Below are 11,393 nucleotides of genomic sequence, written 5' to 3'. Positions count from 1 at the left end.
TGGATTACGCCGGCATCCGGCTGGACGAGGTTTCGGATCTTTTCCTCAAGATCGATTGATCGTCCACTAACCTTCTCGCGATCCATCCTATCTCTCCCGACTGATGTTCGAACGCGGCAGAATTCTATCGCCGCAAGCGCTTGCTCGCTTGGGCGGTGTTCCGGTCTGCCTGCGGCATCTTTTGGCGCGATGATCGGCCAACCCAGGTAGCCTATGCTGATCCAGGGTCTTCGTCATTGATCGTTCGTTTGCTCTTTTTTACCGAGCGTTTTGGTGCGATCGTGCTGCGGAGCCGTCACAACTGAAACAGAGTTACGCAGTTATGCCGATGGCGCTAACAAAGAACCGGTTCGCTGAGAACCCGACGAATTACCGACCGGAGATGCCGATCGACGATCTGTTGCGCATGATCCGGTTGACCGGCGTGCTGCAGGTGCCGTCGATCATGACGGAACCCTGGGGCCTGGCGTGCCCGCGACAGGACGATTCTGTCACGCTACATTTGATCATGAGCGGCCACTGTCTCGCTTATCTCGATGACAAGAAGGATCCGGTCCGCCTGAACGAAGGCGATGCGCTACTGGCCGTACCGCCGCTGGCATACACGATGGCGGACAGCGTCACGACGGAACCCGTCGCGCTCACCGACGTGATGCTCGCACAGATGGACGAAGCCGACTCGCCCGATGCTTTCCTGGCCAGTCTGTTTACGACATGGACGCGGCATGGCGGGGACGGACGTTCCGCGCAGCTGCTGACGCTGCGCATGTATCTGGATCGCCGCTTTCCATCGGCTGTGTTGCGCAATCTGCCGCGCTTGTTGCGCCTTCCGGGCTTCATCGGACGCAGGACTCCGTTCGTGCAGGACATTACGACGCAAATCGGAGAACTCGGACGCCAAGGGTTCATGGGCCATTCGATCGCGACCCGGCTTGCAGAAGGCGTGTTGGCGGCTTGCATCAAGGACCATTTCGACCACGCGTTTAGCGGGATCGATGTGAAACGCGGGCTCAATGACCCGCTGATTTCGCGCATCCTGCACGCCATTTACGAAGATCCCGCGCAGGATTGGAGCATCGCGACGCTGGCGGAGCGCGCCTGTATGTCACGTTCGGCGTTCATTTCGCGCTTCACGCGCGTCACCGGCCAGACGCCGAACGGGTTTGTAACATCGGTGCGGATGATGCGTGCGACCGAGATGTTGGAACAGACCGCAATCCCGCTTGCGCAGATCGCGATCGACACGGGATACGGATCGGAAGCGGCTTTTTCGCGCGCATTCCACCGCTGGACCGGCAGAACGCCTGGCACTTTTCGTCGTCGCGGTAAGGACGAGGACGACTCCCCCGCTACGTGAAGGGATTGATTCGCGTTAAACAACAATGTGCGCGGCTGACGAAGTTCCATTCGCCAAGCGCGCGCCTTTTAGGAACATCTCACAATTTGGGAAGACAGGTGCCTCCCAAATTGCATGACCGTGTGGCGCTGGTTAGCTCTTACCCGAAGGGGAGACGTTCATGTCTTCCTGCTCGATCCCGAAAAGGCGAGCGTGGGATATGACGTCGATAACGTGCGCGATCCGGTTCGAACTCGGGCGGCGGCGCATGGTGGATAGCCGGAAGAGAAGACCGTGGCACTCGATCTCGTCGGTGCCGAACGCGCCAACGCAACGCCCGCCTGAGCGGGCCAACCTAAAAATGGATTTCGGCCATGGTTGAGTACGCCAACACCGCGCGCCCGCAACGTTCAGCAACGGGTGGAGGTGCACGCCACGCCGTAGTGCTGATCGCTGCCAGCCTGATGCCGGTGCTGGCGATTCTCTCGCTGGTCCCGGTGCTACCGGCGTTGACCCGGGAATTCGCGGCGACGCCGGGAGCGCTGTATCTAGTGCCGGTTGCGTTGACACTGCCGGCCCTGTGTATTGCCCTGTTCTCGCCAGCCGCCGGATGGTTGGCGGATCGTATCGGGCGGAAACGTCTGCTCGTCGGCGCTTTGGCGCTGTATGGCGTCTGTGGCGTGGCGCCGTTGTTCCTGCACAGCATTACCGCGCTGCTGGTCACGCGCTTCGGTGTCGGCGTGTTCGAAGCAACGGTAATGACGCTCGCCTTCACGCTGCTGGGTGATTATTACGAAGGGGAGGCACGCCGACGTTGGTACGCGATCCAAGTCTTGTGCAGCAGCTTGTGTGCGATCGTGGCAGTGGCGCTGGGCGGACTGATGGGCCAGCTGCTCGGGCCGCGCGGCCCATTCTGCCTCTACTTCATCGCGCTTCCCGTCGCATTGGCGTGCGCGCTGATCCTGTTCGAACCGCTCCGTCGTCACGTCGCCAAGGCCGCGGGCTTCCCGATGACACGCAGCTTTGCATCGCTGCTCGGACTTACCGTCCTTGCCGGTCTGTTGTTCTACGCCGTCCAACTCGGCCTCGGCCAGATCTTGGAAGGCGTGGGCGTATCCGCGCCATCCAAAATCGGGCTGATCGGCGCTACCGACGGGGTGGCGATCGCGCTGGGTTCGCTCCTGTTCAAGCGCTACGCCAAAATCGGCACGCCACGCATGCTGATGGCGGGGTTCGGCAGCGCCGCGATCGGCTACGCCATAATCGGGCTGTCGCACACCCCGGCGGTGGTGGTTGCGGCATCGATCGTCACCTGTTTTGGCGGCGGCATCCTGCTCCCGACTCTGCTGACCGCGGCGATGAGCACGCTAAGCGACGAGAATCGCGGACGTGGCACGGGCATGTGGCTCAGCGCATTCTATTTGGCGCAATTTATCACGCCGCTGCTGATGATCGCGTTGGCGAACCTTTTTGGCGGAAATAATCAAGCTCTGCTCTTCATGGGCCTGTTGGGGGGCGCGCTTGCGGTTTCGATGGGGGCCTGGATCGCGCGGCCAAGGTCGGCGGTGCCAGCCTGATCGCGTCGATTTCTCTACCCGAGTGCATGCGCGTCGCGCCCAGATTGTGCTGGTCATCGGCCCGAACGGCCTGACGATGGGGAAGTCCTAGAGCTACCCCGACGCCATTACGAACGCGCTACCGGACCATCTCGGAACCGGTGCGACAGAGCGAACTTTGCGCACGCGTCATGACGTGAAACGAAAAATCTCGTCTCAGATATTCTGCTGATCCTTGGTCACCGACGGTTTGATGGCACTCTTCACGCACCGCGATCCTCTCTGCCTTCTGACGCACGCGGACCAGTCGCTCGCGGAACGCAACTGCAGCAACGGTTATAGAGCCCGGACTTACACTTCGTGTTGTTCACATATGAAGCATATTTCTCGATTTAGAACAAATTTGCTCTACAAACGCTGATAACAGCAGCCTATCGTTGACGGGCTGATCTATTGAGCGTTATGATCTCCTTATATCGGAACAATGGATTGTAGGTGAACTGTGGCTCTGTTGCACAATCCCTATCTTCGCGCAGATTTGCGATCGGAAACCAAAGGGTCCGAGGCCACGGTGGAAGATCCGCGCACGGTTCAGAACATCCGGACTCAAACGGCTGGCGGCCCGCTTGATCCTTTCGAAGATCGACTTGCCTACGAACTCATGACGGTGTTTGGGGCGGGGGCAGAGGAAATTGACGATGTCGTTGCCGCGCTGAACGCCGCAGGCAGCCGCGATCAGTCAGGCGCCGCATGGGACGAAGCCAGCTTTCGCGCCCAGATGGACGCCTCGAGCGCGGCGCTGTTCGCCGTTGAGAAAAGGGATGCGCAGTGACCGTCTCTGTGGAAGAATGCGAACGTCGCGCGAACAGCGGCTTGCTGAACCGGTGGTATCCCGTCGTGGCCAGCTGGCGCCTAGCGAACGCGCCAATCGGCATCACCCGGTTGGGCGAACGGATCGCGATATGGCGTGACCACAAAGGCCAAGTGCATGCGGTGGAGGATCGTTGCCCGCATCGCGGCGCACGGCTTTCGTTAGGGTGGAGCAAGGACGATCGGATCGCCTGCTGGTATCACGGTGTGGAAGTTGACGCCGGCGGGCATATGGCAGCGGTTCCGGCGATCGGCCGGTGCGAAGCCGAAAAACGCGCCCGCAACAAGGCGTATCCGGCGGTCGAACGGGCCGGGGCGATCTTTCTGTGGTTCGGTTCACCTGGTGTCGAACCCACGCCGCTCGTGCTTCCGGAAGAGCTGGAAGGTGGCGAATGGGGATCAATCCTGTGTGTCGCCCACTGGAAGTGTAATTATCGCTATGCGTTGGAAAACGTGTTGGACCCGATGCACGGCATTTATCTGCACGCCGCTTCCCACTCGATGGCCGAAGGCGAAAAAATGGCGACGCTTCGCCAGCGCGAGACCGAAACCGGCTTCGTGTTCGAAAAGGTTGGCCAGACCGGAGTCAATTTCGACTGGGTGGAACTCGCCGATACCGGTGCGTTTTGGCAGCGACTGACGATCCCGTATCGCAAGAATGCGGGGCCGGGTGGTCCGTTTGGCATCATCGGGATGGTAACGCCCGTCGACGATACCAACTGCCTCGTCTTCTTCTGGCGGTGCCGCAAGGTAGACGGCTGGAAGCGCGATGCCTGGCGCTTTCTGTACCGCGCTCGGCTTGAACAGTTGCATTGGCACGTGCTGGAGCAGGATCGTGTCATCCTGGAATCCATGCTCGACACAGCGCGGGACGACGAGGCGTTGTACGCCCATGACGCCGGACTGGTGCGCCTGCGCCGGATGTTTCTAAAGACAGCGCAGGACCAGATCGAGGCGGAAACGCGCGTCAGTCAGCCTCAGGCGGCGGTTTGACATGAGCGTTCCCGCCCTTGAGCGCGGCATCGCAATCCTGCGGCTGTTCCGCCGCGATCGGACGACGATCGCAGCGAGCGAGATCGCGGCAGAACTTGGACTTGCGCGCTCCAGCCTGCACGCGCTGCTGGCTGCGCTGACTCAGCTTGGGTTGTTGCGGCGGCTGTCGAGCGGGCATTTTGCTCTGGATGCGGGCGTACTGGCGATAGGGTTCGAATATCTGGGGTCGCTGCCGATTACGGAATTGGCGGCAGGGGTGCTGGAACGGCTGCGCGACGAGACTGGTTGGTCGACCCATCTGGCCATCCTGCAGGGGCGATCGATCCTGTATCTCAGCCGCTTTGGCAGCCGTCATGTGCTGACTCGCAACGTCACGGTGGGCAGCTTGCTCCCAGCTCACACGACTGCGCTGGGGCGGGTGATGTTGTGCGATCTTGAGCCGGAGGTGCTGCGTACGATGTACGCTGACGATCTGTTGGGCGGGGCAAAGGCGTTCGCGCAGTTTGCCGCCAGACTGCGCGACGACCGTGCGCGCGGCTTTGTTGCAGGGCCTGGCTATCACGAACCTGGTATTCAGGTCGTTGCGGCCCCGGTGCGCGATGCGTCGCTGCGGGTGGTGGCTGCGATCAACGCGGTCGCCGTCGAGCAGCCGGACAATGATCTCGCGAGCATCACGCGCGCAGTGGTGACCGCGGCGCACGAGCTCTCGCGCATGCTGGGCGCACCGCATGTCCTGCCGAACATGCACGAACCTTTCCTGGAGAAGCAGCTATGACATTTTGCGGTATCGACAGCGTGACCTTCGGTGTCAGCGACATGGCTGAGGCGCGGCGGTTTCTCGAAGACTGGGGCCTGGAAAACAACGGCAGCAGTGACGATTGCCTGCGCTATCGCACGCGTGATCGCACCGATGTGCTGGTGCGCCATACGGCGGATCCCGTGCTTCCGCCTGCCATGCAGGAAGGCGCAACGCTGCGTCAGGTAACTTGGGGCGTCGCGGATGCAGGTGCGCTCGCAGCTTTGCAGGCTCGGCTTGGGACGGACGGCGCACTAGCCGATCCTAGTGGTCTTTCGCACGCCTTCCGTGTCAGTGTCCGCGTTGCGGTTCAGGCCGATGCGCAGGACGTTAACGGCCCCGGTATCACACGGCGTGTCGATGCGCGCTCACCCGTTTACGAGCGGGCAATTCCCATCTCGATCGGTCATGTCGTACTGTTCGTCGACGATCTTGATGCGACCATGGATTTCTTTGTCGGCAAGCTCGGCTTCGCGATCAGCGATTCCTACCCCGGTCATGCCGCCTTTCTTCGGGCGCGGACCCCAGGCCCGCACCACGATGCGTTCGTGCTGCGCCGTCCCGGGAAGCCCGGGCTCAACCATGTCGCCTTCACCGTCAGCAATATCCACGAAGTGTTCGGCGGTGGATTGGCGATGAGCCGCAAGGGTTGGGAAACCGACATCGGACCGGGCCGTCACCCGATTTCCTCGGCCTATTTCTGGTATTTCAAAAGCCCGTTCGGCGGCAGCCTGGAATATTATGCCGACGACGACTGGTGCACCGAGGCGTGGCAGCCCAGCGATTTCGAGCGGAAGCCCGAACTGTTCGCCGAATGGGCAGTAGCCGGTGGCATCGACGGCAACACCCGGCGCCAGTCCCGCGCCGCCTGATATCCTTGATCCGACCACGGAGCGACCATCATGACCGATACGATCGACGCAACCCGCAAGAACGCCATAGTGCCTGAAGGCCGCACTCTGTCCGACTGGATAGAAAGCCGAACTGCACGCTACGAAACACGCAACCTCGACTGGAACGCGCTCAAATTCCAGGCGGATTACGACCCCAAGTACAAGCGCGCGCAAATGCGCTATGTCGGCACCGGCGCGACCGGCGTTTCCGCCGACAGCAATACGGTGCCGGCCGAACATTTCACCTTTTCCACCATGGTGTTGCCCGCTGGTTGTGAAGGTCCGCTGCACCTGCACGACGATGTGGAGGAGGTGTTCTTCATCCTGAAGGGCAACAAGGTGAAGCTGATGTTCGAAGCCAATGGCGAATATTGCGAAACCTATGTGAAGGAACGCGATCTCGTCTCTGTTCCCGCCGGGGTCTACCGCGGGCTGATCAACGAAGGCATCGAGGAGGCGCTGATGATCATCTGTCTTGGCACCAGCGTGCCGGAAACGCCGACCTATCCACCGGAACACCCGCTGTCGAAGATCAAGCGTGTAAAGACCTGAGCGCGTGCCGTCAGACCTGTATCTGGAGCCGCCGCTTTCCCTGGTGACCGTAGGGGATGAACAACGCATCGCTGTACGGCAGGCAGGGGGCGGCGATGGCACGCCCTTGGTGCTGCTGCACGGGATCGGTTCCAATTCCAGCGCCTGGGCCGGGCAATTCGCCGGGTTTGCGCCCACTCGACGGGTGATCGCTTGGAATGCACCCGGATATCCGGGCAGCACGCCGCTCCCTGCGCCATCGCCAACCGCCGGCGATTACGGCACACGCGTGATTGCGCTGCTGGATGCATTGGATATTGAGCGCGCGGTGCTGGTCGGCCAGTCGCTGGGCGCCATCATGGGCACGGCGGCAGTGTTGCTCCAGCCCGAGCGGTTCGCTTGCGCCGTGCTTGCAAGCCCAGCCAGCGGCTATGCGACGCCCGAGGGTGCTCCAATCCCTGCAAGCGTCGCCGAACGCTTGGACGAAGTGGCGCGCACCGGCCCGGCCGGGCTCGCTGAACGCCGTGCGCCACGGCTGCTGACCGAGCGGGCATCCCCCGAAGCGCGCGCCATCATCCACCGTGTGATGAGCGAAGTGACGGTGGAGGGGTATGCACAGGCTTCCCGCATGCTCGCCCATGCCGATCTGACAAGCGACGTTGCACGCTTGCGGATCCCAACGCTGGTGATGTGGGGAGACGAAGATATCGTGACGCCCCCCGCTGGCTGTGCGCGGATCGCGGCAGCGGTGCCGGGTGGGCAGTACCGTGTGATCCCTCGCGTAGGGCATGGTTTCGCGACGGAAGCGCCGGCGCTGTTCAACGCAGCACTCGCCGATTTCCTGTCGCAGATCGAAGATTGAGAAGGACGTACCATGGATCTGGGACTTCGTGACAAGACCGTATTGGTCACCGGCGGATCGTCGGGGATCGGGTTGGAGACGGTACGCCAGTTCTTGAAGGAAGGCGCGCGCGTGGCGTTGTGTGCCCGAGGGCAGGGGGAGCTACACCGAGCCGCCGCCTCGCTCCGCGGAGAAGGGTTCGGCGACGATCGTATCCTGTCGATGGCGGCGGATGTGCTGGATCAGGACGCGGTTTCGCGGTTGGCCGAAGCGGTGGAAAACAAGTTCGGTGGGCTCGACATCCTTGTCGCCAATGCCGGACAGGCGCGCATTTCCACCTTCGCTTCGACACTGGATGCGGATTGGGAGGCGGAACTTCATCTGAAGGTCTTCAGTGTCGTTCGCCCGGTTCGTACCTTCCTGCCGATGCTGCAGGCCAGCGATGCTGGCGCGATCGTCGTCGTCAATTCGCTGCTGGCGCGCCAGCCCGAACCGCATATGGTATGTACGTCGGCGGCGCGCGCTGGCGTGCAGAATCTGGTGAAGTCGCTGAGCGTCGAGCTGGCGCCGCGGGTTCGTGTGAATTCGATTTTGCTCGGCACCGTCAACAGCGGCCAGTGGGAACGTCGCTACAAGGAGCGCGCACGGCCTGGCCAGAGTCTGGACGATTGGCTCGCCGAACTTGCCGCTGAAAAGCACATCCCAGTGGGACGGTTCGGCCGCCCCGAGGAGCCTGCTGCAGCGATCGTCTTTTTGTCGGCGCCAATCTCGGGTTTCACGACCGGGGCCGCATTGGAAGTGGCGGGCGGCGTCTCCCGCTTCGCCTGATTTTCCCTTTACCTCCGGACACCATCCCATGAGCGTCATCAAAGGTACCATCGACTTGGCCGGACGTACCGTCCTGGTCAGCGGCGCGGCGCGCGGTCTGGGTGCGGCCTTCGCCGAGGCGTGCGGCCGGGCGGGGGCTCGGGTGATCATCGCCGACATCCGTACTGATCTGGCCCAGGAAACGGCGCAGGGGCTCTGCGGTGAGGGGCTGGACGTTGCGAGTTATGCTGTCGATCTTGCGGACCCGGGATCGGTCGAGCAACTCGGCGCGGACATCGTGCGCGATTATGGTTGCCTGGACGGACTGCTCAACAATGCCGCGTTGGCGACCGGCATTGGGGGAAAAGGTCTGGACGAGATCGACATCGAGACGTGGGACCGCGTGATGACGATCAACGTACGTGGCACCTGGCTGATGACCAAGGCCTTCGCACCGCTGCTCAAGGCATCCAGCAGGGGCGGCCGGCTGGTCAATTTGGCGTCGGACACGGCATTGTGGGGGGCGCCCAACCTGCTGCACTATGTGAGCAGCAAGGGTGCCGTGATGGCCATGACCCGCTCGCTATCGCGCGAGCTCGGCCCGTTTGGCGTTACGGTGAATGCAATTGCGCCTGGCCTCGTACGGGTGGAGGCAACCGACTACGTGCCGGAAGAGCGCAAACAATTGTATGTCGACCGTGCCGCAATTCCCCGTGCCCAGCTGCCGGCGGACGTCGTCGGCACCGCAGTGTTCCTTTTGAGCGACGCATCCGGCTTCGTATCGGGGCAGGTGATCCCAGTGAACGGCGGCTTTATTGCGGCCTGAGCGCGGGGATCGCAGACGGTAAGAGCCATCGGCTGAGGGGGATGCAAAACCGTTCAAACCTCCCACCTTCGAAGGCCGCTGACCATGTTCCAGCGTTCTGGTTTCAACAGAGTTGGGCAATGCTTTGCCAAGGCGGAGGTGCTCGTTACTGTTCGACCATCCTCAGATCGGCACACGATAAGACGTCGAGATCTGCGGGAGTGGGGGAATGGTCAGAGTGCCCTGTTATCTTTCTACATCAACGGGGCAAATCTACTGCGCATGCCCACGAGGATGGTGCCGGTTGCAGGAATCGAACCCGCGACATCCAGTTTACAAAACTGGCGCTCTACCAACTGAGCTAAACCGGCCCGGAGGACGCCGTCCTCGCGCGCATTCCATGCGTCAAGACACGCCGAAGGTCCAGCCCTCTGTGCGCGCGATCGTGCGCGTCATTGCTGGCGGGTTCCACAAATCGTCGCGGGTGGCGTTCGCGCGCAGCCACGCCGCGGTCAGGATCGCGTCGGTCGCGTGATCGGTGTAGCGTGGCATCGGCAGGTGCGGCGCACTGCCGATCGCGGCGAGCGCGGAGTCGAGCGCGGCAGCGTCGCGCACCTTGCTCAACCCCTTGCGGAGACCGGCGGCGCGCGCGGCGATCGTCGTGTAGATTTCCACGACGCAGGGCCCGTGCTGCGGCGCGGGGTCGAATGGCCACACCGGGATCGCCGGATCGAGATGGTGGAGCAGCCGCATTCCGGCGAAACTGGCCTTGGCCACCTGTGCCGCGCCGATCGCGTCATAAACGGTCGAGGCCTTGCCGCCGCCGTTTGCGTTGAAATGTGCTTCACATCGCCGGTAGTGCAGAAAGTGCGCTTTTACACCGTCCGCCGCGCCGAGGTAGAAATGCCGCCCCCGGCGCGCTTCCAGGAAGGACGCTGCGCCCAAGTCCGCATCGGTGCTGTGCCGATCGACATAGGCCCATAGCGCGCGCGGATCCGTGGCGTCGGTTTCCCCCGGTAGATACGCGCCCCGTTCCACGAACGGTGCGGAAAAGCTGAAATCGAACCCCACCAGCAACGGGTCTTCGGCGCGCTCGTGTAACCAGTGCAGGATGTCGGTCCTGGACCAGACGCCACGCGGCGGCTCGACCAGAACCGGCGCTTCAGGACCGCTTTCGCAAATTGCCAGCGCGATCCCGGGATGACGCAGGCCCTTCGCTCCGGACCAGTCGATCGCGGCGAAGCGCGTGAAGTGACGCGGTGTGAGCGTGCGTCGCGGAGGCGCCGTCACGGTTTCACACTTCCAGACCACGCCGCCAATGCAAATCCGATTCCGGAGCGGATCGTGCTCGGCGCGAGGCCGTCCCGAGCCTGGATTGAAATTCCGAGCAACAGGCCATCGTACAAGGCGACGAGACCCGCAACGTCCGTCGCTGGATCGAGATCGCCAGACTGCACGCCGGCAGTGATGCATCGGTGCAACGCCTGTCGCGTGGCGCAGCGTTCGGAATGCGTCAGCGCTTTGATCGACGCGCTGGTATCGGAGCAAATCGTTGCTGAAAGCGTGACCATGCATCCCTTTGGATGCGCTTCCCCAGTCTGAACCGTAGCCGACGCCAAAAGAGCCTGTTCAAGCCGCGCACGCGGCGGCAGACGTTCGTCGTCGAGCGCGCTGATGACACCACCGTGAAGGCCGAGATAGCGAGTCAGTGTCTCGCGAAACAAGGCTTCCTTCGAACCGAAGGCCGCGTAGAAACTTGCCGAGGAGATGTCGCCCATCGCATGCCGTAACCCGGCCAGCGACGCGCCTTCATACCCATGTTCCCAGAACAAGTGCATCGCGCTGTCCAGCGCTGCGCTTCGGTCGAAACCGCGGGGTCGTCCGCTCCGTGCCATAACTCTCCGTTTCCAGATTTGTGGACTAAGCGATCCATTATTCGTTGACAAGCCGCGCTGGGTCGTCGAA

The 11,393-nt window shown here is 62.3% G+C and carries 12 protein-coding genes and 1 tRNA gene; 10 read left to right on the top strand and 3 right to left on the bottom strand.

Annotation, left to right across the window (positions count from 1 at the left end; translation table 11 throughout):
• The first annotated feature begins 328 nt into the window (after window positions 1-328).
• The 10 genes from QBJ92_RS04280 to QBJ92_RS04235 all read left to right on the top strand — a co-directional run bounded on the left by QBJ92_RS04280 (window position 329) and on the right by QBJ92_RS04235 (window position 9,449).
• Complete coding sequence (locus tag QBJ92_RS04280) at window positions 329-1,357, top strand: helix-turn-helix domain-containing protein (RefSeq protein WP_277968441.1); 1,029 nt, start codon at window positions 329-331, stop codon at window positions 1,355-1,357.
• Window positions 1,358-1,710: 353 nt separating this feature from the next.
• Window positions 1,711-2,913, top strand: coding sequence for an MFS transporter (locus QBJ92_RS04275; RefSeq protein ID WP_277968440.1), 1,203 nt, complete (start codon window positions 1,711-1,713; stop codon window positions 2,911-2,913).
• Between the two features lie 481 nt (window positions 2,914-3,394).
• On the top strand, window positions 3,395-3,724 hold the full coding sequence (locus QBJ92_RS04270) for a recombinase-like helix-turn-helix domain-containing protein (protein WP_277968439.1): 330 nt from the start codon (window positions 3,395-3,397) through the stop codon (window positions 3,722-3,724).
• Window positions 3,721-4,755: an aromatic ring-hydroxylating dioxygenase subunit alpha gene (locus QBJ92_RS04265; protein WP_347342780.1), complete on the top strand. Its 1,035-nt coding sequence runs from the start codon at window positions 3,721-3,723 to the stop codon at window positions 4,753-4,755. The genes QBJ92_RS04270 and QBJ92_RS04265 overlap by 4 nt, the downstream gene beginning before the upstream one ends.
• 1 nt (window position 4,756) lies before the next feature.
• Entirely contained in the window at window positions 4,757-5,530 is a 774-nt protein-coding gene (locus QBJ92_RS04260) for an IclR family transcriptional regulator (RefSeq protein ID WP_277968438.1), read from the top strand.
• Window positions 5,527-6,423, top strand: a complete 897-nt coding sequence (locus QBJ92_RS04255) for a VOC family protein (RefSeq protein ID WP_277968437.1) — start codon at window positions 5,527-5,529, stop codon at window positions 6,421-6,423. Before QBJ92_RS04260 ends, QBJ92_RS04255 begins: the two co-directional genes overlap by 4 nt.
• A gap of 30 nt (window positions 6,424-6,453) precedes the next feature.
• Window positions 6,454-6,996, top strand: coding sequence for a cupin domain-containing protein (locus tag QBJ92_RS04250; RefSeq protein WP_277968436.1), 543 nt, complete (start codon window positions 6,454-6,456; stop codon window positions 6,994-6,996).
• A gap of 43 nt (window positions 6,997-7,039) precedes the next feature.
• Window positions 7,040-7,837 carry an alpha/beta fold hydrolase gene (locus QBJ92_RS04245; protein ID WP_277968435.1) on the top strand — a complete coding sequence of 266 codons (798 nt, stop codon included), beginning with the start codon at window positions 7,040-7,042 and terminating at the stop codon, window positions 7,835-7,837.
• 12 nt (window positions 7,838-7,849) lie between these two features.
• Entirely contained in the window at window positions 7,850-8,644 is a 795-nt protein-coding gene (locus QBJ92_RS04240) for an SDR family oxidoreductase (protein WP_277968434.1), read from the top strand.
• A gap of 28 nt (window positions 8,645-8,672) precedes the next feature.
• Window positions 8,673-9,449: an SDR family oxidoreductase gene (locus QBJ92_RS04235; protein WP_277968433.1), complete on the top strand. Its 777-nt coding sequence runs from the start codon at window positions 8,673-8,675 to the stop codon at window positions 9,447-9,449.
• Window positions 9,450-9,723: 274 nt separating this feature from the next.
• On the opposite strand, the gene QBJ92_RS04230 is transcribed toward QBJ92_RS04235, so the two are convergent.
• From QBJ92_RS04230 to QBJ92_RS04220, 3 genes are all read right to left on the bottom strand, one after another.
• Window positions 9,724-9,799 (bottom strand) — tRNA-Thr (locus QBJ92_RS04230).
• Window positions 9,800-9,833: 34 nt separating this feature from the next.
• Window positions 9,834-10,718 carry a hypothetical protein gene (locus QBJ92_RS04225; protein ID WP_277968432.1) on the bottom strand — a complete coding sequence of 295 codons (885 nt, stop codon included), beginning with the start codon at window positions 10,716-10,718 and terminating at the stop codon, window positions 9,834-9,836.
• On the bottom strand, window positions 10,715-11,266 hold the full coding sequence (locus QBJ92_RS04220; protein ID WP_277968431.1) for a TetR/AcrR family transcriptional regulator: 552 nt from the start codon (window positions 11,264-11,266) through the stop codon (window positions 10,715-10,717). Before QBJ92_RS04220 ends, QBJ92_RS04225 begins: the two co-directional genes overlap by 4 nt.
• Window positions 11,267-11,393: the final 127 nt, after the last annotated feature.

It is taken from the genome of Sphingomonas echinoides (assembly GCF_029623395.1).
Lineage (GTDB): Bacteria > Pseudomonadota > Alphaproteobacteria > Sphingomonadales > Sphingomonadaceae > Sphingomonas > Sphingomonas echinoides_A.
This window is presented reverse-complemented; position numbering and strand designations above follow the sequence as displayed.

Excerpts from the sequence above, each read along its gene's own strand:
- QBJ92_RS04260 (WP_277968438.1), top strand. The coding sequence starts at position 4,757 with ATGAGCGTTCCCGCCCTTGAGCGCGGCATCGCAATCCTGCGGCTGTTC.
- QBJ92_RS04275 (WP_277968440.1), top strand. The coding sequence starts at position 1,711 with ATGGTTGAGTACGCCAACACCGCGCGCCCGCAACGTTCAGCAACGGGT.
- QBJ92_RS04255 (WP_277968437.1), top strand. The coding sequence starts at position 5,527 with ATGACATTTTGCGGTATCGACAGCGTGACCTTCGGTGTCAGCGACATG.
- QBJ92_RS04220 (WP_277968431.1), bottom strand. The coding sequence starts at position 11,266 with ATGCACTTGTTCTGGGAACATGGGTATGAAGGCGCGTCGCTGGCCGGG.
- QBJ92_RS04235 (WP_277968433.1), top strand. The coding sequence starts at position 8,673 with ATGAGCGTCATCAAAGGTACCATCGACTTGGCCGGACGTACCGTCCTG.
- QBJ92_RS04280 (WP_277968441.1), top strand. The coding sequence starts at position 329 with ATGGCGCTAACAAAGAACCGGTTCGCTGAGAACCCGACGAATTACCGA.
- QBJ92_RS04240 (WP_277968434.1), top strand. The coding sequence starts at position 7,850 with ATGGATCTGGGACTTCGTGACAAGACCGTATTGGTCACCGGCGGATCG.
- QBJ92_RS04250 (WP_277968436.1), top strand. The coding sequence starts at position 6,454 with ATGACCGATACGATCGACGCAACCCGCAAGAACGCCATAGTGCCTGAA.